General features: G+C 57.1%; 29 protein-coding genes. 21 read left to right on the top strand and 8 right to left on the bottom strand.

Annotated elements, in window-relative coordinates; genetic code table 11:
* Window positions 1–253 precede the first annotated feature (253 nt).
* Together ACKVOS_RS13215 and ACKVOS_RS13210 are read right to left on the bottom strand one after the other, a co-directional pair.
* Window positions 254–442: a hypothetical protein gene (locus ACKVOS_RS13215; protein WP_409212452.1), complete on the bottom strand. Its 189-nt coding sequence runs from the start codon at window positions 440–442 to the stop codon at window positions 254–256.
* 239 nt (window positions 443–681) lie between these two features.
* Entirely contained in the window at window positions 682–1320 is a 639-nt protein-coding gene (locus ACKVOS_RS13210) for a glutathione S-transferase family protein (protein ID WP_409212451.1), read from the bottom strand.
* 122 nt (window positions 1321–1442) lie between these two features.
* Here ACKVOS_RS13210 and ACKVOS_RS13205 point away from each other — a divergent pair, with 122 nt between their 5' ends.
* Complete coding sequence (locus tag ACKVOS_RS13205; RefSeq protein WP_409212456.1) at window positions 1443–2093, top strand: YqaA family protein; 651 nt, start codon at window positions 1443–1445, stop codon at window positions 2091–2093.
* A 55-nt stretch (window positions 2094–2148) separates the two neighbouring features.
* A complete protein-coding gene (locus ACKVOS_RS13200) occupies window positions 2149–2460 on the top strand; it encodes a hypothetical protein (protein WP_409212450.1) in 312 nt (103 codons plus the stop codon).
* Here ACKVOS_RS13200 and ACKVOS_RS13195 read toward each other — a convergent pair whose 3' ends face one another.
* Together ACKVOS_RS13195 and ACKVOS_RS13190 are read right to left on the bottom strand one after the other, a co-directional pair.
* Window positions 2461–2880, bottom strand: a complete 420-nt coding sequence (locus tag ACKVOS_RS13195) for a VOC family protein (RefSeq protein ID WP_409212449.1) — start codon at window positions 2878–2880, stop codon at window positions 2461–2463.
* The gene (locus tag ACKVOS_RS13190) at window positions 2877–3248 is read right to left on the bottom strand and encodes a hypothetical protein (RefSeq protein WP_409212448.1); all 372 of its coding nucleotides are present in this window, start codon (window positions 3246–3248) and stop codon (window positions 2877–2879) included. The genes ACKVOS_RS13195 and ACKVOS_RS13190 overlap by 4 nt, the downstream gene beginning before the upstream one ends.
* Window positions 3249–3324: 76 nt before the next feature.
* Here ACKVOS_RS13190 and lnt point away from each other — a divergent pair, with 76 nt between their 5' ends.
* The 5 genes from lnt to ACKVOS_RS13165 all read left to right on the top strand — a co-directional run bounded on the left by lnt (window position 3325) and on the right by ACKVOS_RS13165 (window position 8804).
* Entirely contained in the window at window positions 3325–4941 is a 1617-nt protein-coding gene (lnt, locus tag ACKVOS_RS13185; protein WP_409212447.1) for an apolipoprotein N-acyltransferase, read from the top strand.
* 60 nt (window positions 4942–5001) lie between these two features.
* Window positions 5002–6213 carry a methionine adenosyltransferase gene (gene metK / locus ACKVOS_RS13180; protein ID WP_409212446.1) on the top strand — a complete coding sequence of 404 codons (1212 nt, stop codon included), beginning with the start codon at window positions 5002–5004 and terminating at the stop codon, window positions 6211–6213.
* A gap of 43 nt (window positions 6214–6256) precedes the next feature.
* Window positions 6257–6955: a tRNA (guanine(46)-N(7))-methyltransferase TrmB gene (gene trmB, locus ACKVOS_RS13175; RefSeq protein WP_409212445.1), complete on the top strand. Its 699-nt coding sequence runs from the start codon at window positions 6257–6259 to the stop codon at window positions 6953–6955.
* Window positions 6956–7171: 216 nt separating this feature from the next.
* Window positions 7172–7507, top strand: a complete 336-nt coding sequence (locus ACKVOS_RS13170; protein ID WP_409212444.1) for a helix-turn-helix transcriptional regulator — start codon at window positions 7172–7174, stop codon at window positions 7505–7507.
* Window positions 7497–8804 (top strand): type II toxin-antitoxin system HipA family toxin, encoded by a 1308-nt coding sequence (locus ACKVOS_RS13165; protein WP_409212443.1) that lies wholly within the window; start codon window positions 7497–7499, stop codon window positions 8802–8804. Before ACKVOS_RS13170 ends, ACKVOS_RS13165 begins: the two co-directional genes overlap by 11 nt.
* Before the next feature lie 53 nt (window positions 8805–8857).
* Here the strand turns inward: ACKVOS_RS13165 and ACKVOS_RS13160 are convergent, their stop codons facing one another.
* Window positions 8858–9448 carry a hypothetical protein gene (locus ACKVOS_RS13160; RefSeq protein WP_409212455.1) on the bottom strand — a complete coding sequence of 197 codons (591 nt, stop codon included), beginning with the start codon at window positions 9446–9448 and terminating at the stop codon, window positions 8858–8860.
* Window positions 9449–9621: 173 nt separating this feature from the next.
* Here ACKVOS_RS13160 and ACKVOS_RS13155 point away from each other — a divergent pair, with 173 nt between their 5' ends.
* Window positions 9622–10707 carry a sensor histidine kinase gene (locus ACKVOS_RS13155; RefSeq protein ID WP_409212442.1) on the top strand — a complete coding sequence of 362 codons (1086 nt, stop codon included), beginning with the start codon at window positions 9622–9624 and terminating at the stop codon, window positions 10705–10707.
* A complete protein-coding gene (locus ACKVOS_RS13150; protein WP_409212441.1) occupies window positions 10704–11444 on the top strand; it encodes a LytR/AlgR family response regulator transcription factor in 741 nt (246 codons plus the stop codon). The genes ACKVOS_RS13155 and ACKVOS_RS13150 overlap by 4 nt, the downstream gene beginning before the upstream one ends.
* 39 nt (window positions 11445–11483) lie before the next feature.
* Here ACKVOS_RS13150 and ACKVOS_RS13145 read toward each other — a convergent pair whose 3' ends face one another.
* Together ACKVOS_RS13145 and thiS are read right to left on the bottom strand one after the other, a co-directional pair.
* Window positions 11484–11804 carry a UrcA family protein gene (locus tag ACKVOS_RS13145; RefSeq protein WP_409212440.1) on the bottom strand — a complete coding sequence of 107 codons (321 nt, stop codon included), beginning with the start codon at window positions 11802–11804 and terminating at the stop codon, window positions 11484–11486.
* A gap of 277 nt (window positions 11805–12081) precedes the next feature.
* Window positions 12082–13062, bottom strand: a complete 981-nt coding sequence (gene thiS / locus ACKVOS_RS13140) for a sulfur carrier protein ThiS (protein ID WP_409212454.1) — start codon at window positions 13060–13062, stop codon at window positions 12082–12084.
* Between the two features lie 95 nt (window positions 13063–13157).
* Here thiS and ACKVOS_RS13135 point away from each other — a divergent pair, with 95 nt between their 5' ends.
* The 12 genes from ACKVOS_RS13135 (at window position 13158) to ACKVOS_RS13080 (ending at window position 25679) form a co-directional block, all read left to right on the top strand.
* The gene (locus ACKVOS_RS13135; protein ID WP_409212439.1) at window positions 13158–14111 is read left to right on the top strand and encodes a YdiY family protein; all 954 of its coding nucleotides are present in this window, start codon (window positions 13158–13160) and stop codon (window positions 14109–14111) included.
* Window positions 14112–14126: 15 nt separating this feature from the next.
* Window positions 14127–14561: a type II 3-dehydroquinate dehydratase gene (gene aroQ, locus ACKVOS_RS13130; RefSeq protein WP_409212438.1), complete on the top strand. Its 435-nt coding sequence runs from the start codon at window positions 14127–14129 to the stop codon at window positions 14559–14561.
* Window positions 14562–14605: 44 nt separating this feature from the next.
* On the top strand, window positions 14606–15073 hold the full coding sequence (accB, locus tag ACKVOS_RS13125) for an acetyl-CoA carboxylase biotin carboxyl carrier protein (RefSeq protein WP_409212437.1): 468 nt from the start codon (window positions 14606–14608) through the stop codon (window positions 15071–15073).
* Window positions 15074–15075: 2 nt separating this feature from the next.
* Window positions 15076–16425, top strand: coding sequence for an acetyl-CoA carboxylase biotin carboxylase subunit (accC, locus tag ACKVOS_RS13120; protein ID WP_158902376.1), 1350 nt, complete (start codon window positions 15076–15078; stop codon window positions 16423–16425).
* Window positions 16425–17114 (top strand): M15 family metallopeptidase, encoded by a 690-nt coding sequence (locus tag ACKVOS_RS13115; protein WP_409212436.1) that lies wholly within the window; start codon window positions 16425–16427, stop codon window positions 17112–17114. Before accC ends, ACKVOS_RS13115 begins: the two co-directional genes overlap by 1 nt.
* Window positions 17115–17248: 134 nt before the next feature.
* Entirely contained in the window at window positions 17249–18055 is an 807-nt protein-coding gene (locus ACKVOS_RS13110; RefSeq protein WP_409212435.1) for an RcnB family protein, read from the top strand.
* Window positions 18056–18167: 112 nt separating this feature from the next.
* Window positions 18168–19436, top strand: a complete 1269-nt coding sequence (locus ACKVOS_RS13105) for an amidohydrolase family protein (protein WP_409212434.1) — start codon at window positions 18168–18170, stop codon at window positions 19434–19436.
* 12 nt (window positions 19437–19448) lie between these two features.
* On the top strand, window positions 19449–20153 hold the full coding sequence (locus tag ACKVOS_RS13100; RefSeq protein ID WP_409212433.1) for a prolyl hydroxylase family protein: 705 nt from the start codon (window positions 19449–19451) through the stop codon (window positions 20151–20153).
* Window positions 20154–20258: 105 nt separating this feature from the next.
* The gene (locus tag ACKVOS_RS13095) at window positions 20259–22076 is read left to right on the top strand and encodes a DUF885 domain-containing protein (RefSeq protein ID WP_409212453.1); all 1818 of its coding nucleotides are present in this window, start codon (window positions 20259–20261) and stop codon (window positions 22074–22076) included.
* Between the two features lie 88 nt (window positions 22077–22164).
* Window positions 22165–23655, top strand: a complete 1491-nt coding sequence (locus ACKVOS_RS13090) for a hypothetical protein (RefSeq protein WP_409212432.1) — start codon at window positions 22165–22167, stop codon at window positions 23653–23655.
* Window positions 23656–23665: 10 nt separating this feature from the next.
* Entirely contained in the window at window positions 23666–24559 is an 894-nt protein-coding gene (locus ACKVOS_RS13085; protein WP_409212431.1) for an alpha/beta hydrolase fold domain-containing protein, read from the top strand.
* A 61-nt stretch (window positions 24560–24620) separates the two neighbouring features.
* Window positions 24621–25679: a fatty acid desaturase family protein gene (locus ACKVOS_RS13080; RefSeq protein ID WP_409212430.1), complete on the top strand. Its 1059-nt coding sequence runs from the start codon at window positions 24621–24623 to the stop codon at window positions 25677–25679.
* Here ACKVOS_RS13080 and ACKVOS_RS13075 read toward each other — a convergent pair.
* A partial coding sequence (locus ACKVOS_RS13075; protein WP_409212429.1) for a CorA family divalent cation transporter occupies window positions 25657–25926 on the bottom strand: 270 nt, incomplete at its 5' end. The two genes, ACKVOS_RS13080 and ACKVOS_RS13075, sit on opposite strands and share 23 nt — an antisense overlap.

Raw genomic sequence — 25926 nt, 5'->3', positions numbered from 1 at the left:
CCGCGCCCGGTTGATTTCCAACCGAAGATATTCATGTGCAATCCTTGTGTGATTTCCGCCCGTTTGCGAATCGCAATTTTCGACGATGCCTATTTGTACCCAAACAGCGTTACGTTGTCAATATATTTTTACCTATTAGGTTATTTTATTGACTGCCTACCTGTTGGGGACAGTCCCTAAAGGGACAGTCCCCGAGTTGAGTTATACGGGGACTGTCCCTTCAGGGACTGTCCCCAACACGCCCTTTAATGACCTAAGCCGCCACCGGCACGTCCGCCATCAACTGCGCCGCGATTTCGTCCATGCTGCCTGCGACCAGCAACGGTTGCCCGCCGACGATACCAATCTGCGTCTGCCCGTTTTCCGCCGCACGCAACCATGCAACGTTCGACGCCACCACCAGATAATTCCCGCCGCGTGAATGAAGTGCGATAAATTTCATAACCATGTCTCCTGACGCGAAACAGCGTTAGGGGTCAGGTGTGATGTTTGGATTAACGGTAGGGGGTGCAGACTTCACCGGCGCTGCCCCTCTCCCCTGAAGTGGAGAGGGCGAAGGTCGGGCGCCGTGTTTGAACCGCCAGCCCCCTCCACCCCGCCTTTGGCGCGGTCCTCCTCCCCGTGCCGGGGAGGATTTTGGACCACTTGCCCCCCTCCCGCTTGCGGGAGGGGACTTTGGCCTTAGCCTTGGCCGAGCATCTTCTTTTCGCGGCGGATCCAGTCGGCGAAGGCTGGGCGGGTGTGGAGGCTTTCCAGATACGCCGTCAGTCTGGGGTAGGTGGCGGCATCGGGGATGTAGCCGGCGTGCGCGGCGTTGACAAAGGGGCTGGCGACCGAAATGTCGGCGAGTGTCAGGGCGTCGCCCACCAGATATCCGCCTGTGCCGATCACATCTTCCAGATAGGCGCAGATGGGGGCCATATCGGCCTCGCCCTTTGCCGCTGCCGCATCATCGCCGGGTTTGCCAATAAATTTGGGGGATACGATGCGGTTGAAGAACATCGCGCCAGCCGCGGAGACCAGGATGGTGTCGGCAAATTCGTCGAACCAGATCACGCGCGCACGGTTTTCGGCGTCGGCGGGGATCATGTTTTTGTCGGCATATTTGGTGTCGAGATAGGTCGCAATCGCGGTCGAATCCGAAATCGAAAAATCGCCATCGGTAAAGGCAGGCATTTTGCGAAAGGGGCTGCATGCCAGAAAGTCGGGGTTCTGGTCGCCAAGGCCAATCGGTATCAGTTCAAGCTCCAGCCCCTTTTCAGCGGCGAGGACGAGGATTTTGCGGACGAAGGGGGACACGGGTGCGCCGTATAATTTCATAATCTGATCTCCTGATTGGCTGGCCGGATTCGGCCTTGCGCGCCATAGTGCCAATTAAGTAGCGATTTGCAACTGTTTTCAGGCATCGACATTGGCCTATGCGCCCGTTACCTGCGGCAACCATGCTGAAACGCCTGTATGACTGGATGATGGAAAAGGCGGCGCACGCCGATGCGGAACGGTGGCTGTTCCTGTTTTCCTTTATCGAATCGAGTTTCTTCCCCATTCCGCCGCATCCGTTGCTGGGGCTGATGTGTCTGGCGCGACCGGACAAGGCGTTGCGTTATGGCATGATCTGCACTTTGGCGTCGGTGCTGGGCGGACTGTTTGGCTATGCCATCGGCTTTTTTGCGTATGAAACGGTCGGGGTCGGGTTATTGAAGCTGTTGGGGCTGTGGGACAGCTTTCCCGCCGCGGCCTGTTACCTGCGCGAATTTGGGGCGGAGATTATCCTGATAAAGGGCGCAACGCCGATCCCGTTCAAGCTGCTCACATTGACCGCCGGGTTCATCCACATGGATCTGTGGACCTTCCTGTGGGCCAGCGTTTTGTCGCGGGCGTTCCAGTTCATGCTGGTCGGTTTCCTGTTCTGGAAATTCGGACGGCCGATCAAGAAATTTATCGACACATATCTCGCATGGGTCACCGCCGCGTTTCTGGTGGCGGTCGTCGGCGGGTTTGTCGCCTTTACGATGCTGGCCGGTGGCGGCGGCGAAAAAAGTGACCTATGTTCACATGTAACGCGGATCGAAAAGCCAAGCGATCCGGTTTAGGAGATCGTTAAGGCCCGCCTGTTATATTTTCCGCTTTGAATATCAAGGTGGGACCATGGACAACAGTTCGCGTAATATCGTCAGCTTTATTGCCACTATAACTGTGGCCGCCCTGATCTTGATGGGCGCGCATTTTTACGCCCAAAGCCAAAGCACCGAAACCGCCGCCGAAGCAGAAGCGCCCAAGGCCAAAGTCTTGCCGGCGAATGCCGCGCCTGCAACAGCAGAAGACCTTGCCGAAGCCGCGTTCGATTTTGCCGAGGAAGAAGACGCGCCGAGTGTCGAAAGCCAGATTGCGGTGGAAAAAACCGAAACGATTACCGGCGAACCATCTATCGCAATTCAGGCGGTCAATCCGGCGGAGTAACTATTTCGCAAACAGGGCGCTATCGTCGGCAAAAGCCTTGAATTCCAGCGCGTTGCCGCTGGGGTCGTAAAAGAACATGGTGGCCTGTTCGCCCACCTCGCCCTTGAACCGGACGTGCGGGGCGATGCCGAATTCTATTTCGGCGGCCTGCACCTTTTCGGCCAATTCATGCCATTGCGGCATAGTCAGGACGACGCCGAAATGCGGGACGGGCACGGCATGACCATCGACTGGATTATGCGCTTTGACCGGCGCACTCGCTGGATCGAGATGGGCGACAATCTGATGCCCGTAGCAATTGAAATCAATCCAGTGATCGGACGAGCGCCCCTCTTCACACCGCAATATCGTGCCATAGAAATGCCGCGCTTCTGCAAGGTCATGCACCGGAAAGGCGAGGTGAAAGGGGCGCAAGGTCATCGCGCCTTCACCGGTTTGGGCAGCGGTTGCCCCACGGCATCGGCATCGGCCAATTCGCGCTGCATCTGGCCCAAACAGCTTTCGCGCCGGTCTATGCGTTGTCCGCCGCCGGTCACGCTGGCTTTTGCGGCCTCCTGCATGGCAAAGGCGACCAATTCGCGAGGCTGGCCGGATTCAAACACAATCCGGTCACCGACAATCCCTGCCCATCGCCTGCCGGACAGTTGCACATCTGCGCCACCTTCGACACCGCGTTTTTGGGCATCAGCAAGCACAGCGATCTCGGCAACACAGCCAATATCACGCTGATGCGCCTCGGTCAGCGGCGAGAGTGCAACTGTTGCAAAGATGAAGACAATCGGAAACATAACCAGCCCGGTGTCTAGGCTGGGCGGGGAGCGGAAACTAGCATAATTTTGTGAACGGTTGCTTTTGTCATGATGCGTGGGCAAAGACAGCGCCGTGCACAAAGTCATCGCGTTCCTTGCAAAGCATCCCCGATGGACGGCCCTGATTGCAGGGGCTGCATCGGCCGCCGGTTTCGAACCTTGGGGTCTATGGCCGGTAACGCTGGCCTGTTTTGCTCTGCTGATCCATCTTATAAGTAATGCCCCGAACACACGCCGCGCATCTTTGATCGGCTGGCTGTTCGGTTTGGGGCATTTCAGCGTAGGTAATAACTGGATTGCGGTCGCTTTTACCTTTCAGGCGGCGATGCCAATCTGGCTGGGTTATTTCGCGGTGGTCATGCTGGCGCTGTATCTCGCGGTATATCCGGCATTGGCGGCAGGCGGGGCATATTGGGTCACCAACCGCGTCAAACGCTTGGCGACATCCGGCGCAATCCTACCGCTGATCCTTGCCTTTGCCGGATGCTGGACGATCAGCGAATGGCTTCGAAGCTGGTTATTCACCGGCTTTGCGTGGAACCCGTTGGCAGTCATCTGGCAATCGCAACTTGAACTGGCACGGGCGACAAGCCTGCTGGGGACCTATGGTCTGTCGGCGGTCGTGGTGGCGACGTCTGGGCTGATCCTGCTGGCAGGGCATCGGCAATGGCGACCTACGTTGACGGGAGGCGCGGTGTTGGCGGCGCTTTGGCTTTACGGGCTCCAAATCCCGGCGACTCCCAGCCTACAAAAAGGACCGCGCCTCACCATCGTCCAGCCCGATATCTCGCAGGCGGACAAATATGAACCGGGCTATGAAGCGATCAATTTTGCAAAGCTGGCGATGAACAGCCGCCCCTTGCCCGACCAGGGTCCGCGCCTTGTGCTTTGGCCCGAGGCAGCATTGCCGGATTATCTGGAGGACGGATATCCCTACCGCTATTACCAATTCCAGCCGGGCGACAGCGCGGCGGGCGCACGCGCGCGGCTGACGACCCTGATGCAGGATGGCGATGTGCTGGTGACCGGGGCAAATCGTCTCGTCGTTGAAAAGGGCCAGTTGGTTGCCGCCCGCAACAGCGTCAGCGCGCTGGATTCAAACGGCACGCTGCTCGGCCATTATGACAAGGCGCATCTGGTGCCCTATGGCGAATATCTGCCTGCGCCTTGGCTGCTCCGTCCGCTGGGTCTGGCGCGGCTTGTGCCCGGTGATCTCGATTTCTGGTCGGGACCCGGACCGCAGACCTTGACCGTGAAGGTCGGGGATCAGCGCGTGAAGGTTGGCATACAGATCTGCTATGAAATCATATTCTCGGGCCAGGTCGTCGACAGCGGAAAGCGTCCGGATTTCATCTTCAATCCCTCCAACGACGCCTGGTTCGGGACCGTTGGACCACCGCAGCATCTCGCACAGGCACGGCTGCGCGCTATCGAGGAAGGTGTGCCGGTGGTCCGCGCCACACCAACCGGAATCAGCGCCATCATCGATGCCGATGGCCGGATCGTGCACAGGCTGCCGCTTGGGACTGCGGGACGCATCGACGCGCATTTGCCCGAAGCCAAGGCACCAACATTATTTGCCCGTTTCGGCAATATCCTTCCCGTCGGATTTGCCTTGCTACTTATCGCAGGCGCGTTGTTACCTCTTGCCCGTCACAGGACTTCTCGCTAAAGGCGCGCAACGATATAAAGAATTCTTTATACGCAGACACAGCCATAGACTGGAAAAACCATGCGCTCCAATTACCTATTCACCTCGGAATCCGTGTCCGAAGGCCATCCCGACAAAGTTGCCGATCAGATTTCTGACGCCATTGTCGACCTGTTCCTATCCAAAGACCCCGAAGCACGTATCGCGTGTGAAACGCTGACTACGACGCAGCTTGTCGTTCTTGCCGGTGAAATCCGCGGCAAGGGCATCATGGACGAAGACGGCAACTGGGCCGCTGGCGTTGAGGAAGAGGTCGAAGCGACCGTGCGCCGGACCGTCAAGGAAATCGGGTACGAGCAGGAAGGCTTCCATTGGGAGACGCTGCGCTTTGAAAATAACCTGCACCCCCAATCCGCGCATATCGCGCAGGGTGTCGACGCGTCGGGCAACAAGGATGAAGGCGCAGGCGACCAGGGTATCATGTTCGGCTATGCCTCGACCGAAACCCCCGACCTTATGCCCGCCACGCTTGATTACAGCCACAAGATCCTGCAGCGCATGGCCGCCGACCGTCATTCGGGCGCTGCGCCTTTCCTTGAACCCGATGCCAAAAGTCAGGTGACCCTGCGCTATGACAGCCAAGGCAAGCCGAGTGCGGCGACCGCAATCGTGGTGTCAACGCAGCATGCCGTCGGATATGACATGGGTGAAAAAGAGGCTGAACTGCACGCTTATGTGAAAGGCGTCATCGCGGACATTTTGCCCGCCAATCTGCTCACCGAGACCGAATATCACATCAACCCGACTGGCAGCTTTGTCATTGGCGGCCCCGATGGCGACGCCGGTCTGACCGGACGCAAGATCATCGTCGACACCTATGGCGGCGCAGCGCCCCATGGCGGCGGCGCATTCAGCGGTAAGGACCCCACAAAGGTCGACCGCTCGGCTGCATACATCACCCGATATCTGGCGAAGAATATCGTCGCCGCTGGCCTTGCAACCCGCTGCACCATCCAGCTTGCCTACGCCATTGGCGTGTCGAAGCCGCTGTCGCTCTATGTCGACACGCACCGCACCGGCACCGTGGGCGATGATCAAATTGAAAATGCGATCATGTGCATCGAGAAACTGGGCGGCCTCACACCGCGTGCCATCCGTACCCATTTGGGCCTCAACAAGCCGATCTACCGCAAGACCGCAGCCTATGGCCATTTCGGCCGCAAGGCAGAAGGCGACTTCTTCCCATGGGAGCGGACCGATCTCGTCGAGGACCTGAAGGCCGCACTCGCGTAACGCCTGACTTGATTTCGACGGTTATGGCGCTAATCGCGTCGGCATGACTGCGCACAAACCCGGCGATCCGACCACCTTGAACCGCCTTTACGGGCGGTCCAAGGGCAAGAGACTGCGGTCGGAGCAATCCGATCTGGTGGAAAATCTGCTGCCGCAAATTGCGGTGCCGGACGAAGGCGTGCTGACCAGCGAAAGCCTGTTCGGCGATGCGCGTCCGATGCATTTCGAAATCGGCTTTGGCGGGGGCGAACATCTGGCCTATCGGGCCGACCTGTTGCCCGACCATGGCTTTATCGGGTGCGAACCGTTCCTGAACGGTGTTGCCATGGCGCTCACCCATATCCGCGACGGCGCGCTTCGCAATGTCCGGCTGCATATGGGCGACGCGCTCGACATGTTGCGCCGCGTGCCTGATGGTTCATTGAGCTTCGTCTATCTGTTGCACCCCGACCCTTGGCCCAAGGCGCGCCACGCAAAGCGCCGCATGATGAATGACGGTCCGGTCAATCTGATCGCGGCAAAGTTGAAACCGGGCGGCGAATTCCGCTTTGGCACCGACCATCCGGTCTATCTGCGCCACGCGCTGATGGTAATGCAACGGCATCGCGACCAGTTTGACTGGCTATGCGAAAAGCCGGCCGATTTTCAAAATCGTCCCGGCGGTTGGCCGGAAACACGCTATGAGGCCAAGGCCCGACGGCTTGGCCATGAAGTGTGGTATTTTCGCTGGCGGAAGCGGTGATGGGTGTTTTTGATGTGAACAGTCGATAAGCCGGGGATCATCCATAGGGCGCAAGTCGACTTTCACTACCCAATATTGACCGATATAAACTACATGAAATATCTTTATGACTGCCATAACAGTCATGTTGTTGATTTTTTGTTTCTGCGGTGATAGGGGCAACCAACACGGCCCCAAGGTCCATTGATAACCGCCAAATAAAATTATGAGGACAATATGAAGGCACGCACCCGCACTTATTCCCGCGTTACACGCGAAGCACTGATCATGATGGGTGGGCTCATTCGCCTAACGCGCAAACAACTTAAAATATCCGAAGCCGATTTGTCGGAAAGGATCGGCATAGCCCGCAGCACGCTGCAAATGATTGAAAAAGGCGACCCAAAAGTAGAAATTGGGTTGGTGTTCGAGGCTGCGGTGCTTGTGGGTGTGCCGCTATTTGTTGACGAACCCTCGCGGCTTGCTTCTGAAATTGCGCGGATTCACGATAGGCTGGCGCTTCTTCCCCAATCGGTCCGCCGTTCACGGATCGAGGTGAGCGATGACTTCTGATCGTCAGCAATCCTTGGCGGCGAATGGCGATGTGAAATCGCCGTCAGAAGCATTCATATGGATCTGGTTACCAGGTGCCCTAGAACCAGTAATTGCGGGCCGGATCGAACGAGACGGCGAACGTTACGCTTTCAACTATGGCCGTTCCTTTCTGGAACGCGATGAAGCTATGCCTATCTATGCGCCGGAACTACCACTTCATCGTGGTATCATTATGCCAGAAGGACGGCTTGAAATTGCCGGGTGCTTGCGCGACGGCGCCCCGGACGCATGGGGTCGACGGGTCATTATAAATCGGTTGACAGGTCTGGTTGGAATAGCGGCGCACAATGTCGAGTTCAACGAGCTGACCTATATGCTCAATTCGGGCTCAGATCGGATTGGCGCGCTCGATTTCCAAACTTCGCCGGACATCTACCGGCCGCGCGAACAGGAAAATGCCTCGTTGGAAAATTTGCTCGAAGCTAGCGAAAAAGTAGAACGTGGCGAACCAATTCCGCCTTCTCTCGACAAGGCTCTGTTCCATGGCAGCTCGATCGGCGGCGCACGACCCAAAGCCTTGATCGAAAATGGAACGGACAAGTTCATCGCCAAATTCTCGGCGACTAACGACACCATGTCGGTAGTGAAAGCCGAATTCATTGCCATGCGCCTGGCGATGGAGGTTGGACTGAACGTCGCTCCTGTGCACCTCGCCAATGCCAATGGGAAGGACATACTTTTAATCCGCCGCTTTGATCGCCTGTGGAACGGAAATGGCTGGGCGCGGCGCGCATTAGTTTCTGCCCTGACGATGTTCGGATTAAATGAAATTGAGGCTCGCTATGCGAGCTATGTCGATCTTGCTGAATTAGTACGCGCACGATTCACCGATCCGCAAAAAACGCTGCGCGAACTCTTCGGACGAATGGTGTTCAACGTACTGACAGGCAACAACGACGATCACGCGCGCAACCATGCTGCATTTTGGGATGGCACCCATCTGACGATGACGCCGGCTTATGACATATGCCCACAACCGCGAACCGGTCGGGAGGTTAATCAGGCGATGTTTGTAAATGGCAATGATAAACGCAGCCTATTGGAAAGCTGCCGCCTTTCGGCATCAAATTTCCTTTTAAACGACCATGATGCCCGGGCACTGATTGAAAATCAGATTATAACAATCATCCGATTGTGGGAACGCGTTTGTGACGAAGCTGAACTGAGTGGGGTGGATCGCAGCTTTTTGTGGCGGCGCCAGTTTCTCAATGACTATGCCTTTGAAGGCTATATTGACGGACCGCCTCGACTATAAACCCAAAAAGTCACAGATGCTACTTACCGAAATGCAATCCCGATAGGCTGCGCTTAACGCGCCCTGCTATTGCTATCTGATTCGACCTTTTCCACCCATTCCGGGTAAAAACTGGGTTGGCGTTTGGACCATCCCGGTGCGGTGGCGGCGGCTTCGCTGATCGACTGGAGCAATGCCTTGCGGCGCTCGGGCTGCAAATGCGGCATCGACGCGGCGGCACAAAAGGCCGATGGCAACCAAGGTCGGGCGTCGGCACCAATCAACCGTTCGTACAAGAAACGATAGGCGGCAAATCCATCAAGGCGACCTTGACCAAGGTCGAAAGCCGATACGGTAATCAGCGGGACCAAAAACGGTTCGGCATCCTCGATTGAACTGGAATCGGGAATGAGCGCACGGATTTCGGGCAATTTGTCGTAAAATTTATGTTGCGCCTGAATAGTCGACGCCTCAACCATATCGCGTGACCACACGGCAATCGCGTCCTTACGGTCGAATGCTACATCAAGGGAACGGCGCACATACCGCTGGGTCGCGGCGCTAAATCCCGCAAATTCTTTTATTTCGGCCAGTGTAAGAAGACCGGGCCCGTCATTCCTGCTTTGTGTCATGGCACCAAATCCCCTGTCACCATAGACGGCCATCATCGCAGAAATGTAGTTAACGAATCGTTTACAGCACGGCTAGCCCCAAAAGTTTCGACCAAATAATAGTGCATTTCGACAAGAAACACGGTCGATGGTGCAACGGCGCAAAAATCGGCTATGCACAAGTCATGAATTTTGTTCAGCACCGAAAAGCGCTCGTGGGCCAGCAAATGGCGCTTTTGACCATAATCGGATTTTGGGCCTTTTACGCCCTGATCCTGTCGTTGCGCGCGGCCTTGCTTGATTTTCCGGCACAAACCGTTTTGTTCGAGCGCCGCCTGATGGTGGCGTTGGTCGGCATACTCGTCACCTGGATTTTGTATCTGGGGCTGCGTCTGGCCGACCGCCGATCGCTTGGCTTTCGCGTCAGCATGGCATTTCTGGCGGCAATTCCGGCCGCATTGCTGCTTGCGTCCGCAAATTTCTATATCTTCAACCTCTATGATCCGGTCAGCCTGTTCAAAGACCCAAGCATCGGAAAAACAGTCGAAGATTTGAAAGACCGGCTTGGTCTGTCATTCTGGCAGGAAATTGCCGACATTTCGGTTACGCATTATTTCTTCCTGATTGCTTGGGCGTCGCTATATGTTGCCATTGGGTACGCGCGCGAAGTTCGCGAAGCAGAACGCAAAACGTCGCGCTTTGCCCAAGCCGCGCAAGATGCGGAGCTTCGTTCCTTACGCTATCAGGTCAATCCGCATTTTCTGTTCAACACGCTCAACTCACTGTCCAGCCTGGTCATCACCGGCAAACCGAAAGAGGCCGAGACGATGATCCAGAATCTGTCGAACTTTTACCGCAATAGCCTGTCGTCCGATCCGCTGGAAGACGTGACGCTGGAAGAGGAAGTCGACCTGCAAAGGCTGTATCTGGAAATTGAGAGTGTTCGGCACCCGACGCGTCTGCGGACCAATTTCGAAATCGCTCCCGCCCTGATGAACCAGCATGTGCCCGCCTTGATTCTGCAGCCGTTGGTTGAAAATGCGATTAAATATGGCGTGTCGCGCACCAACCGTCCGGTTACGATAACGATAAGCGCAAAGCTGAAAGGCGATGATATCGAAATCAAGATTGCCGATGATGGCGAAGCGATGGACACATCGCATGTGGGCGGCAACGGCATCGGCCTTGCCAATGTTCGTGATCGTTTGGAAGCACGCTATAAATCTGCTGCCAAGCTTGAAACCCGGGCGTTTCCGGAAGGCGGATTTACAGCGACACTGACCTTACCACTTAGCCACAGGGTAAAAACATGAAGCGCCTTCGCACCATGATCGTCGATGATGAACCGCTGGCAATAGAGCGGCTGGAAATCTTGTGCAGCGAACATCCCGTCATCGAAATTGTCGGCACCGCCAATGACGGCGTCGCCGCGCTGCGGTTGGCGCAGCAATTGACGCCGGACCTTGTGTTTCTCGACATCGGAATGCCCAAAATGGACGGCATCAACGCCGCGCGGGCTTTGGGGCTGATGGACAAAAAGCCCGCGATCGTGCTTGTCACCGCTTATGATAATTTTGCGGTTGAGGCATTTGATCTTGATGTTATCGATTATGTTCTGAAACCCGTTTCAGGGGAGCGCCTCGGTCGCGCAATTTCCCGTGCGACTTTGGAAAATGAACCCGAACTGGTCGCGAGCAAGAGCCTCGAACCGAAATCCGGCTTTGCAAGCGAATTCTGGGTATCGCACCGCGCGGAATTGATCCGCATTGCGGCTCTTGATATAGAGCGGATCGAAGCGGAACGTGACTATATGCGGCTCTACACCGCCGGTCGCAGCTATTTGCTGCATCAAACCATATCCGCGCTGGAACAGCGGCTCGACCCCGATCAGTTCCAGCGCATCCACCGCAGCCACATCGTCCGGCGCGACCTTATTACCGGATTGCGCCACGAAGGCGGCGGTGTGTGGCACGCACTTTTGGGGGATGAGCTGTCGATGCGGATTGGCCGGAAATACCTGGCCGATGTCAAACGGTTGGCCGGTAAATAACTGGCCCCGACCTCGTATCGGCCGGGACCAGCTGTTTATTTATTGGCCCAAAGCGACGCGGCGATTGGCCATATAAGACGCGATTTGGCGCTCCGCCTTTGGCATCGCCTTGGTCATGGCGGTTTTTTCGCACTGCATCTGGTCGAGGCGATCGCTTATTGTTATCGCTCGCGGACTTACGCAAACCTGCTTGACCGCCTGCTTCACGCGTGTCTTGAGCCGATCCTGACCTTTTGCGGTGGAAAGGTCGAGGTCTGAATATTTCACCTCGACAGTGCTTGTTTCGGCCATAGCCGGTGCTGAAATTGCCACGAATGATGCGGCGACACAGGCCAATGAAAATAGCTTGGGGGTAGCCATTTTGAACTTCCTTTATTTTAACCGGTTGCGGCATTTTGCCGTCAACCGGTGGGAGAGGGGTGCAGGCGGACCAACATCTGTAGCTGGGGAGCAATTTTTGCGTGCCCGGCCTGCAGTCACTTTTCTAGGCTGACTGTGTTGCCCTGGCATTACACTTTCGATTAAGCGCAAAGACAATCGATGGTTCGACGAACGTCGCGGTGAACATACAAAGTTGTTCGACCAACGACAAATTTGGCAATTTTATTACATTCGCCGGATGGCCAACGTCATCTTTTCAGATAAGGCCCGCAAGCGGACTGGACGGATCGGCGTACATCCGGCGGCCCATCCGGCCCGCGCGGTAGGCCATACGCCCCGATTCGACCGCCAGCTTCATCGCGGTCGCCATTGCTATCGGATCTTTCGCCTCGGCAATCGCGGTGTTCATCAACACGCCATCGCAGCCCAATTCCATGGCAACGGCCGCATCCGAAGCAGTGCCAACCCCTGCATCCACCAGCACGGGAACCGACGCACCTTCGACAATCAGGCGGATCGTCACGCGGTTCTGGATACCCAGACCCGAACCAATGGGCGCACCCAAGGGCATGATCGCCACCGCGCCTGCCTCTTCCAACTGCTTCGCGGCGATGGGATCATCGACGCAATAGACCATGGGCAGGAAGCCTTCCTTGGCCAGCACTTCGGTCGCCTTCAATGTTTCGCGCATATCGGGATAGAGCGTCTTTGCCTCCCCCAATACCTCCAGCTTCACCAGATCCCAGCCGCCCGCCTCCCGCGCCAGCCGCAGGGTGCGGATTGCATCGTCGGCGGTGAAGCATCCGGCGGTGTTGGGAAGATAGGTGTATTTTTTGGGATCGATATAATCGGTCAGCATCGGTGCCTTGGGGTCGGAGACATTGACCCGGCGCACGGCAACGGTGATGATTTCGGCCCCCGACGCCACCAGCGCAGCGGCATTTTGTTCAAAGTCCTTATATTTGCCCGTACCGACAATCAGCCGTGACGTAAACGTCCGGCCCGCAACGGTCCAACTGTCACCCTGTCCGCCGCCGACGAAATGCACGATTTCCAGAACATCACCATTCAATATGGCGACGCCGGAAAGCGCAGAGCGCGGCACGATTTCGAGATTTCTTTCGACCGCAACCTTGGCAGGATCCAACCCGATTTCACGCACAAGATCCGCAACGCTGCTCCCCGCCGCGATGCTGCGCGGGTCGCCGTTCAGGGTGATGGAAATGCTGTCGGTCATCGCAGAAAGGGTCATTACATCTCGCTTTTTCAGATTTGTCCCATATAGGAAGAGAGCAATTGCAATAGCAACCCGGCTTGCCAAAAAGGCTCTTGATGGCGCGAATTTATTTCTTTCTGTCGACCGCAATTTTCGGGGCGGCAATTGCAACGCCGGTATATGCGGAAATTCCGGATGCCGTCCGGCACATGATGGAAACCGCCGCGCGCGAGGGTAATCCTGCCGAACTTGCGGCTATCGTCAAATTTGCGCGACTGACCTATCCTGCCGAAAGCGTGGAAATCGATAAACTGGTTTTGGCGATTGAAAACAAAAGCCGCAAAAGCGAACCCGCGCCCGTTGCTGCTGTTCCTCCGCCGCCTGCGCCAACCCTGCCACCCGCACCTTCGCCCCCGCCTTCCCCGCCACCAATAAAATGGTCGGGCCGGGGCGATCTGGGCGGATTTCACACGAGCGGAAATACCGACAGTTTCGGGATAACCGTCGGCGCCGTCATCAAACGCACCAGCGCATCCTGGTCACATCAGATACGTCTGCGGGGTGATTATCAGGAAAGCGAAGGCCGCACATCGCGGGAATATCTGAACGCTGCATATCAAAGCGACTGGACGATTGGCGAGCGGAATTATGCGTTGGGCATCGTCGAATATGAACGCGACGTGCTGGCCGGGCTCGACCATCGGGCGACATCAAGCCTGGGACTGGGCTGGCGTATTGTGCGCGAACCGAATGTGGCCATTTCGTTGGAGGCTGGTCCGGCTTTCCGTCAGGAATGGACGCGATCCGGCATCGAAAGGTCAAATTTGGCTGGACGCGGTGCCCTGACGAGCAGTTGGCAGATAAACGACAAGGTGCGCCTGTCGCACAATATGGAATTGGTGGCGGAAGAGGACAGCAACACAGTGCGCGCCATCACCGGTCTGCAAGCAAAGCTGACTGGCCGGATTTCATCCCAGATTTCCTATGACTTGCGCTATCAGGACCGGCCGTTATCGGGCACGGAAGATACCGATACGGTAACGCGTATCGGGCTGACCTATGATTTTTGAAAGAAAGCTCCAGTTTTGACCGACCTTATTTTTGTATTGAACGGCCCCAATCTGAACCTGCTGGGCACCCGCGAGCCGGAGATTTACGGCCATGACACGCTCGACGATATTGCCGCGATGCTCGATGACCAGGCGCGCGAAGCCGGGGCGGAGATTGATTTCCGGCAATCCAACCATGAAGGGCATTTGATCGACTGGCTGCACGAGGCGCAGGCCGAAGGCGCGAAGGCAGTGCTGCTGAATGCGGCGGGATATACGCACACGTCGATTGCCTTGCTCGATGCAATTAAGGCGATCAAAGTGCCAGTTTTCGAGGTCCATTTGTCCGACCCTCATGCCCGTGAAGAGTTCCGGCATTTAAGCTATGTGGGGATGGGCGCGAAGGCGGTGTTTGCAGGACATGGCGCAAAGTCCTATCAACTCGCGCTGGACGTAGCGTTACAAGTTTGACATTAGGCGCTGCAAATCAAAATTCGGGGCGCAAGGAGTATAAAATGGCGGCAAAATCAGGCAATGGTGGCGGAATGCAGGTGGATACCGATCTGGTCCGTGAATTGGCGGAAATGCTGAACGACACAGGCCTGAGCGAAATCGAGGTCGAGGACGGGGATCGCAAGATCCGTGTTTCGCGGACGATGACCGCCGTTGCTGCGCCTGTTGCGGCTGCGCCAATCGCTACGGCACCAGCAGCACCGGTCGCTGTTGCCGAAGCTGCACCCGCCATATCAGCCAATGCGCTCAAATCGCCGATGGTCGGAACGGCCTATCTGACACCCGAACCCGATGCCGCACCTTTTGCGAGCGTCGGTCAACAAGTAAAAGCCGGCGACACCGTCATGATTATCGAAGCGATGAAGGTCATGAACCCCATCGTTGCGCCGAACAGCGGCACTGTGACCGAGATTTACGTCGAAAGCGGACAGCCCGTCGAATTTGACCAGCCGCTTATGGTTATCGCGTAAATATGGGCATTGAGAAAATCCTGATCGCCAACCGTGGCGAGATTGCGCTTCGCATCCATCGTGCCGCGCATGAAATGGGAATTAAAACGGTCGCGGTCCATTCGACGGCGGATGCCGAGGCGATGCACGTGCGCCTTGCCGATGAAGCCATCTGTATCGGACCGCCTTCGGCCACCGACAGCTATCTGAACATTCCGGCGATTATTTCGGCGGCGGAAATCAGCCATGCGGACGCGATCCACCCCGGCTACGGCTTTTTGTCGGAAAATGCGCAGTTCGCCGAAATCGTCGAAAGCCACGACATCAAATGGATCGGCCCGAAGCCCGAGCATATCCGCACCATGGGCGACAAGGTCGAGGCGAAGCGGTCCGCAGGTGCGCTTGGCCTGCCGCTTGTTCCCGGCAGCGACGGCGCGATCGAGGATGTGGCCGAAGCCAAAGCGATTGCGCGTGACATCGGCTATCCGGTGATCATCAAGGCCGCATCCGGCGGCGGCGGTCGCGGCATGAAAGTGGTCAACAACGAGGAAGAGCTCGAGACCCAGATGCAACAAGCAGGGTCCGAGGCGAAAGCGGCCTTTGGCGATGCCACCGTGTATCTCGAAAAATATCTCGGCAACCCGCGCCATATCGAATTCCAGATTTTCGGCGATGGCAACGGCAACGCCGTGCACCTGGGCGAACGCGACTGTTCGTTGCAGCGCCGCCATCAGAAGGTGTTGGAAGAGGCTCCCTCGCCCGTGCTGTCGACAGCCGAGCGTGACCGTATGGGCAATATCTGCGCCAAGGCCATGGCGGACATGGGCTATCGCGGTGCAGGCACCATCGAGTTTCTCTGGGAAAATGGCGAATTTTTCTTCATCGAAATGAACACCCGTTTGCAGGTGGAACATCCGGTGACGGAAATGATCACCGGCCTCGACCTCGTCCGCGAACAGATCCGCGTGGCGGAGGGCAAGCCGCTATCGTTCACGCAGGATGAGGTGACCTTCACCGGCCATGCGGTCGAATGCCGCATCAACGCCGAAGACCCCGTGACCTTCATGCCCTCACCCGGCACGGTCAGCTGGTACCACCCGCCGGGCGGTCTCTATGTCCGCGTCGATAGCGGGCTTTACCACGGCTATAAGGTGCCACCTTATTATGACAGCATGATCGCCAAGCTGATCGTATATGGCCAGACGCGCGAAGGCTGCCTGATGCGGTTGCGGCGTGCGTTGGGTGAATTTGTGATCGAAGGAATGAAGACAACCATTCCTTTGCACCAGAAGCTTTTGGAAGATCCCGATTTCCAGAACGGCAATTACACGATCAAATGGCTTGAAGAATGGCTGGCCAAGGACGCCAGCTAGTGTTTTCCCGCCGGCAGGTGGCGCTGGGGCTGGCTGTTGTGCCGCTCGCCGGATGCGCCCCTGCGGGGCCGGACAAGGATGTTACCTTCATTCCGGCAAAGCAGGCGAAATCGTTGGCGGCGACCGATCCGGGCCGTCTGGTCGAACTGGTCAAGGTCGATCCCACCATCCGCCTCGACATGCGCTACGCCACCACGAAGAATTTCACCGGCAACGTCCTGTACAGCGAAGCACGCGCTTTCCTGACCGCGCCAGCGGCGCAAGCCGTTGTCCGCGCCAGCCGCACCGCCCGGGCCGAGGGCTTTGGCCTCACCATCTTCGATGCCTATCGCCCATGGCGGGTGACGAAGAAGCTTTGGGACGCAACGCCCGTTGGCCCGAAGAAAAACTATGTCGCCAACCCCAAGCGCGGGTCGAGACATAATCGTGGCTGTGCCGTCGACCTCAGCCTGTATGATCTTGCCACCGGTGAACTGGTCGAAATGCCAACCGAATTCGATGATTTTTCGGAAAAAGCGCACCGCGACTATATGGGTGCCAGTGCCGTAGCGATCGAAAACCGCGCCCGCCTGCAACGCTATCTGGAGGCCGAGGGCTTTGTCGGCCTGTCCAACGAATGGTGGCATTTCGACTTTACCGGGTGGGAGAAATTTCCGGTGCTGGATATTCCGTTCGACAAGGTGGGGTGAGTGGTTGCGGTCACCTTGTTCATCAAAACACTTCCTTTCATGAACATGTACAGGTAATTCAGCTCCGCTTCAGAACGACTCGGCCATTCAACATCTTATGTCGGGGCATCGTGCACTGGCATCGGGGAAAGACCATGAAGAAGATTATTTTGGCCACTTTGGCCGCCACGTCCTTGATGACGCCCGCCGTTTCGCAGGCCGCAACGCAGATGGGGCCGGTGTCTTCACACTTTGACGACAGTGCAAATTTCAAGCGCGGCGATGGCGACGAACGCGAAGGTCGGCGCAGTGTCCGGATCCGCAGTGACAGGGACGATAATCGCAAACGCGAGGAAGCGGGCCAGCGCAACCAAGACCAGCCAAATCTGGTTCAGGTCCGTAATTGGTCGCAAGAGCGTGAAAGGGTGCGTGGTGACGATGATCGCGGACGGGACGAATCTGTCCAACGCAATCGGGAGCCGTCAAATCAGGGACAGGTCCGCAACTGGTCGCAGGAACGCTCGCGTGAGCGCAGTGACGATAATCGCCGATATCGCGGCGGGGAACGGCATAATGGCGGCGGGGGCAACAACCGGCACTGGAATAATGATGACGATGATCGCGGCGACCGCTGGAATCATGGCCAGAATTACAAATGGAAACAGGCTTGGAGAAATGACAACCGCTATAATTGGCGAGGGCATCGCGACCGTTATCGCAACCATTATAACCCCGGCCGTTATTATTCTCCTTATCGGGGGCACAGCTATCGCCGGTTCGGTATAGGGATCAATATCGGTTCGGGATATTATGGCTCGCGCTACTGGATCAGCGACCCGTCCTATTACCGCCTGCCACCGGCCTATGGCCCCTATCGCTGGGTCCGCTATTATGACGACGTATTGCTGATCGACTTGCGAAGCGGGCGTGTCGTCGATGCCATTCATGATTTTTTCTGGTAAGCATTAGGTCATATCAACACCGACCCGGGCGTCCCGACCGCCCGGGTCTTTTTTTGCTTGTAACATCGCGTCAAGCTGATCAAACTCCTGACCTTACATCAAGGAGATAATCATGATCCGCAATGTCCTGCTTGCCAGCATCAGCCTTGCCGCCGCAACACCGGCCTTGGCCGATACGCAGGCCATCGTGGTGGGGAACCTGATCCCCGACGCGGCCAATGGCCCTACCGGTCCGGCTGTCATTCTGGTCGAAAATGGGCGGATCAAGGACATTGTACAAGGGACCGGCAACCCGTTTCAGGCGGATTCTGTGATCGACCTTTCCGGCAAAACGGTCGTGCCGGGTTTCATCGACCTGCATGTCCACCTGACCGGTGACCCCGGTGGTGACTTCCGCGACGAAGCCGTTGACCCTGACGAATGGGGGGTGGTGATGGGTGTTAAAAATGCCGCGTTAACGGTCAAGGCCGGTTTCACCACCGTGCGTGAAGCAGGCTCGGCCCAGAACACCGCCTTTGTCCTGCGCCGCGGCACGGCGGAAGGCAAGATTGTGGGGCCCCGTATTGTGGCAGCTGGACCCGCGCTGTCGATTGTCGGCGGGCATGGCGATGTCACCGGCTTTCGTAAAGATGTACTGGCCGCACTCGACACCGGCTACACCTGCACAGGCCCTGTCGAATGCGCGGAAAAGGTGCGCAAGGCCTCGCGTCTGGGTGCCGATGTTATCAAGATTACCGCAACGGGCGGCGTCCTGTCGCAGCAGGGCCGCGGACTTGAGGCGCATTTTACCGATACGGAGATGAAATCCATCGCCGACACCGCGCATTCACTGGGGCTGAAAGTCATGGCCCATGCCCATGGCGCACGCGGAATTGAGGCCGCATCAGCAGCGGGGATCGATACAATCGACCATGGCACCTTTGCCGATGAGGCCGCGCTCAAGGTCATGAAGGCCAAGGGTACGGTGCTGGTCCCGACCCTGATGGCGTTGGAAGGCGTGCGTGCGCGGTTGGGCAAGGGGATTTACACACCCACGGTCGAAGTCAAAGCCCGGCAAGCGCTGGAAGCCGCCGGACGTCAGGTCACGCGCGCGAACGCAATGGGCGTCACCGTAGCCTTTGGAACGGATGCGGGTGTATTTGAACATGGCAGCAATGGCGGCGAATTTGCGCTGTTGGTAAAGGCAGGCCTCACGCCCGCCGAAGCATTGGCGAGCGCGACCAGCGTGGCAGCAAAAACTCTGGGTCTGGAAAACGAAATCGGCAAAATCGCGGTTGGATATTCTGCCGATCTGGTTGCGGTCTCGGAAAATCCGCTCGATAATATCAGGACCCTCGAAAAACCCGCTTGGGTCATGGTAAGAGGTCTCATCGTTCCCTGATTCGGACCCGATATGCTTGATGACACCCCTATAAAAGAATTTGACGCCAATAACGATCCGGCCAAACTGGCCCGTATCGGTGTGCATGTGACCAAAAGATTGAATGCCAATCCCTTGGTGCAGCAGGTTGAGCACGCAGAGGCGCAATTATATCTCTATCAAGGGTTTTTGAGCAAAGCGGATTGCAAGATGCTGATCAAGAAAATCGATGCCGATGCCGTGCCATCAACGCTGTACAAGGGTACAGAACAGGCTGGGTTCCGGACCAGCTACAGCTGCCATCTCAACCGATGGGACGCCTTCATTGCCAAGGTTGAAGCTCGGATGAGCGATGTGTTGGGCATCGAAAATGATTATGCCGAAACCATGCAAGGCCAACGTTATCAAGTCGGTCAGGAATTCAAGGCGCATCATGATTTCTTCCACCCCAGCCAGAGCTATTGGGAACAGGAAGGCCCGACGGGCGGACAGCGCAGTTGGACCGCGATGATTTTCCTGAACGAACCCGAAGAAGGCGGAGCCACCGAATTTCCACATCTGGGTTTGGGGGTGCGCCCGCAGGCGGGCATGATGCTGATGTGGAACAATGTGAAGCCCGACGGCACGCTGAACTATAAAACGCTGCACACCGGAACGCCCGTTATCAAGGGCGTGAAGCACGTTATCACCAAATGGTATCGTCAAAACAACTGGCTGGAAATCAACACGCCGAAATAGCGTGCGTGAATGCCGTCTGTCGAATAGCTGTTGCAGCTTATCCACGTTGGTTAAAGAGTGGCACCACGATGCGCTGCGTTATCTAGCGTGATGATTTATGGAGATATGTTCGTGAAGTCCTTCAAACTCATATTATTTGCCGGTGCGGCATTATCAGCATCCATGGCTACAGCAGCGGGCGCGCAGACCGTCCCTGCGACCGAAGCCGTGCAAACCGAAGGGCAACGCCTTGCCGCCCTGTTCGCCGCCGATGACGAAGCTAGCCTGAAACGCAATCCATTGAATGCGCTGTTTCGCGGTGACATGCGCTATGCTGACCGTTTTGGCGATTTCATCAGCGACGAATATTTCGCCAATGAACGAAAGGCTGCAGAGGCCAATCTGGAAAATCTGAAAGCGATTGACCGCGAAAAGCTGAACCCGACCGACAAGATTGCCTATGATGTGTTCAAGCAGGGCCAGATCGACGCGCTCAAGGGTCTGTCCAAGGAAATCATGGACCTGACCGTGGTGCGCCCACTGAATCATTTTTCCGGATTCCATACTTTTTACCCGACCTTTGCCAGCGGTCAGGGCGCGGCACCGTTCAAGACGGTGGAGGATTACGACAATAATCTGAAACGCCATAAGGAATTTATCATCCTTATGGACCGGTCGATTGACCGGTTCCGGCAAGGCATGGCGACCGGCGTGTTCGAAACCAGATTAACAATCACCAACGTCATCGATCAGTTCAACACCCAATTGGCACAATCGACCGAAGAGTCGCCCTATTTCGGCCCGGTGAAGAAATTCCCCGAAGGCTTTAGCGACGCCGACAAGGCACGCCTGACCGCCGAATATCGGGACGTTATCGAAAAAGGTCTCTACCCCGTCAACGCCCGCATGCGCGATTTCCTGCGCGACAGTTATTTGCCCCTTGCCCGTGAACAGGTTGGCCTGTCGGCGATGAAGGGCGGGGACATTCTCTATCAATATCAGATAGAGCAGACGACAACGTTGCCGTTGAAAGCCGACGAAATCCACAATCTCGGCCTGTCCGAAGTGACGCGGATCAAAACCGGCATGGAAAAAATCAAGGCAGAGGTCGGGTTCAAGGGCACACTGCCCGAATTTTTTGAACATCTGCGTTCCGACCCGAAATTCAAGCCCGCCAGCCGTGAGGCGCTAACCCAGGGCTATTATGACATCGGCAAAAAGGTTGATGGCCTGATTTCCGCGCAGTTCAAATATCTCCCCAAGGCCCCGCTTGAAATCAAGCCCTATGAAGAGTTCCGCGAAAAATATGAAGCGGGCGGCAGCTATCAAAATGGTACGCCCGACGGTTCGCGTCCCGGCACATTCTATTTCAACGCCTATGACTTGCCCAGCCGCACCACGCCGGGCATGACGACGCTGTACCTGCACGAAGGCGCGCCGGGCCACCATTTCCAGATCAGCATCGCGCAGGAAAATGAGACACTTCCTGCCTTCATGCGCTTTGGCGGCAACACCGCTTATGTCGAAGGCTGGGCGCTCTATTCCGAAACGCTGGGCTATGACATGGGCCTGTTCAAGGATCCCTATCAGCGGTTCGGCACTTTGTCGGACGAAATGTTGCGCGCCATGCGGCTGGTGGTCGACACCGGCCTGCACAGCAAGGGTTGGACCCGCGAACAGGCGATCGACTATATGCTCGCCAACAGCGACATGGGCAAAACCGATGCCACGGCAGAGGTCGAGCGTTACATCGCCATTCCTTCACAGGCGCTGGCCTACAAAATCGGCGCGCTGACCATTCAACGGTTGAAGGCAAAAGCCCAAAAGGAACTTGGCAAGACATTCGATGTAAGGGAGTTTCATAACCAAGTCCTGAACACCGGCGCGTTGCCTTTGGCGGTTCTCGAAAAGAAAATTGACGACTGGATTGCGGCATCGAAATAAAGGCCATAAGCTCCCCCATCACAGCAAAGGTGATGGGGGCCTTATGAAGAGTCGGATTGCGGTTGGTTTAGTCTGCCTTTGCGCGTTCGTGCTACCCGCCACTACCCGGGCCGAATGGAATGAAGCCAGCAGCGATCATTTCCTTGTCATCGCGGACCAGAAGGAAAAGGATGTCCGCGAATTTACCGAGCGCCTCGAACGTTACCACAGCGGTCTTTTGGGGATTTTGAATCGGGCGGCTGAAAAGCCGAGCCCTTCCAACCGTGTCACCATCTACATTGTCCGCAACGCCGGACAAATCCAAAAACTGGCAGGCGACAAGAGCGGCTTTCTGCAAGGTTTTTACCAGGCACGCGCGGGTGGGTCGGTGGCCTTTGCTTCGCGTGTCGAGAGCGATGGCTTGAACATTACCCAAAGCGAACAAGTCCTGTTCCATGAATATGCCCATCATGTGATGCACGGCGTCAGCGAATGGGCCACCCCGCGCTGGTATAGCGAGGGCTTCGCCGAATTTTTCTCGACCGTCCGCTTTGAAAAAGATGGCGGCATGGGCATCGGCATGCCTGCAAACCACCGCGCAGCGGAGCTGAACTACGCTGTAGATGTTCCGATAGATGCATTGCTCGATTCCGAAACGTATCAAGCCCACAAGGGCAAGGGCTATGACGAATTTTACGGACGAAGCTGGCTGCTTTATCATTATCTGCAAATGGCGGGGACCCGTCCGGGACAGTTGACCAAATACCGCGTCGCTCTCGCCAATGGCGCGACCGAGCGGGATGCGGCGCAGGCCGCTTTTGGCGACCTAAAAATGCTCGACAAGGAACTGAAATCCTATCTGAGCAAGGGCAAGATGCGATATCTGCCCATTGCTGCTGACAAGCTGACGGTCGGTCCGATCACGATCCGAAAGCTGAACGAAGCCGAAAGCGCGATGATGCCGATCATCCTGGAATCCAAGCGCGGTGTGGATGAAGAATCCTCAAAAATCCTACTGCCCAAGGCGCAGGCGGTTGCCGCGAAATATCCCGATGATCCGGCCGTGCTTGCCGCCTTGGCAGAGGCGGAGCATGATGCGGGGAATTTTACCGAAGCTCTTGCAGTCGCCGACAAGGCCCTGCTTGCCGCGCCGACACTGGTCAACGCCCATGTGCAGAAAATCTATGCGTTGTCCCGCATTGCGGAGAAAGCCGAAAATGCCGAGGCTGTTTGGAAAAAATTGACCCGCGCCATCACCGCGCTGAACAAGATCGAAACCGACCACCCCATCCCGCTCATCTATTATTACCGCAGTTTGCAAATGTCGGGCAAGGACATTAGCGAAATCGCCGCCCATGGACTGGAACGGGCATTGCAGCTTGCCCCCTATGACCAGGCCGTCCGCTGGCAGGTGGTGCAGCAATTGATGGACGACGAAAATTTTGGCACGGCTTACCGCACTCTCATGCCCCTTGCCAATGATCCGCACAACCGCAGCGAGGACAATCCCGCCATCCCCCTTCTGGCGGAAATCAAAGAAAAATACGAAGCACAACTGGCCGCTGCACAAACGGCGGCACCCGCAACCAGCGGGAAATAGGGAGAGAAAAATGCCAAGTTTAATCGCCGGCCTGACCGGCTTTGTGCTGCGCACAACGGGCATATACTGCAAGTTGTTTACAGGCGGGCCGCAATTTCAGGTCAATATCGCAAAATCGCGCGCCCAGCCCTTGCCCGAACCCAACGCCAAGGCGCGCGGCAGTTTGGATGTCACGCAAACCGAGTTTGGCGGACGTCCCATTTGGACCCTTGCCCCCAAAGACCGTGAACCGTCCGCCCATATCCTATATTGGCATGGCGGTGGTTATGTCTATCCGGCGGCAGATGTGCATTGGGCATTTTTGGCGCATATGGCAAAGGTGCACGGCTGGTCTGTGACCGCGCCGCTGTATCCGCTGGCGCCGGAAAGCAACGCTGAGGCGGTCACGGCATGGGCGATGGAATTTTATCGCCAATACACCGCTGACAAGAACGGAACGCCCTTTATCATGGCAGGCGATTCCGCTGGCGGGGGATTGACCGCCGCCGTTGCACAATTGGCGCGCGACGCCGGAGATGCAAATGCTGTTGCGCTGATCCTGATCTGCCCTTGGCTCAACCTTGACCCCGCGCACCCCGATCAGGCAAAGATCGAGCGGCGCGATGGCATCCTGACCATCAGTGGTATTACAGACGCCGGACGCATTTATGCCGGAAACCTGCCACTCACCGATCCCAGGTGCAGCCCGATCTTCGGCAATTGGGAAGGTTTCCCTCCGGTTCTGGCTTTTGGCGGCGGCGATGACATATTGGTCACTGACGCCCGCGCGTTGAAATCCCGACATCCGGCTGCTGTCTATCGCGAACTTTCGGCTATGCTGCATGTTTGGCCGATCTTCACCTTCCGCGAATCGCGGGACGCACAAAGCGAAATGGCTGCCTTTGCCGCGAGCGCGATAACGTAGCGGATTTGGAGCTCTCCCTTTTTTACGCTATCATCGCCGACATGAGGATAAGAGAGTTCCCATGCCCGCGGTAAAGGCCGCAAACCCCCGCCAGATATTCGGGGCGGAAAAATGGATGCGCATCACGGCGGTCTCGCCCTGGCGCGGGCTGTGGTTGATTGTGCATGCATGGGCGGTCGTGGCGCTGGCTGCCTTTGGCGCAGCGGCGGCGTGGCAGTGGAGCTGGATTGCCGGACTCATCGCAACACCGGTGGCGGTGCTCATTATCGGCGGTCGTCAATTGGGCCTTGCCATTTTGATGCACGAAGGCGCGCACGGCCTGCTCCATCCCGACCGCAAGATGAACAATTTTCTGGGCCAATGGCTCACCGGCGCTGCGACCGGCAGCGACCTTCACGCCTATCGCGCCTATCATCTGACGCACCACAAGTTCACGCAGCAACCGGAGGACCCCGACCTGTCGCTGTCCGCGCCCTTCCCCACCAGCCGCGCGAGCCTGCAACGCAAGGCGATCCGCGACCTGACGGGCCAGACCTTTTTCAAGCAGCGCACGGCGCAGTTCGCCGCCGCATGGCGCGGACTGCAGGCAATGTGGCGCAGCGAAAGCGGCGGTGCCTCGGCCAAGCGCGACACGAGCGCGGGCCGGATGCTCAACCTGCAAAGCCGGTCGGGCATCGATGCGCCGGTGGCAAATATCGACGGCGCCAAGACAACCGCCCGCACCGTCGGCCGCTTTTTGGGTGTTCAGGCGGTGTTGCTCGCGGTCTCGCTGCTGTTCTGGGGCTGGTTGCCTTTCGCGCTGTGGCTGGTCGCGCTGGCGACGACGTTCCAGCTATTCCTGCGCGTGCGCAACATCGCCGAACATGCCTGCACCACGACAGGCAGCGAGGATCCCTTTTCCCATGCGCGCACCACCTATGCAGGGCTTTTTGAGCGCACCACCGTTGCGCCTTATTGGGTGAATTTCCACAGCGAGCACCATCTGTTCATGGGCGTGCCCTGCTACAGCCTACCGCTTGCCCATGCCTTGCTGGGCGAAGGAAATTATCATCACCGGATGACGATTGAACCCGATTACCGCACGGTCCTGCGTAAGGTTACAGCCAGCCAGCCCGCTTGAACCGGATATAGAGCGACAGACAGACTGTCACCATCGCCCCGACAACGACAAAATATCCGTATTTCCAGCGCAATTCGGGCATGACATCGAAGTTCATGCCGTAAATGCCTGCAATCGCGGTCGGCACCGCCAGAATCGCGGCCCATGCCGCCAATTGCCGCGTGATCGCACCCTGCCGCTGCTGTTCCAACAAGCCGCTGGTTTCAATGACCGAGGTCAGCGTGTCGCGCAGACCCGCGACGCGGTA

It is taken from the genome of Sphingorhabdus sp., from assembly GCF_046154385.1.
Lineage (GTDB): Bacteria > Pseudomonadota > Alphaproteobacteria > Sphingomonadales > Sphingomonadaceae > Sphingorhabdus_B.
Note: the sequence above shows the minus strand (reverse complement) of the source record. Positions and strands in the feature narration are given on the sequence as shown.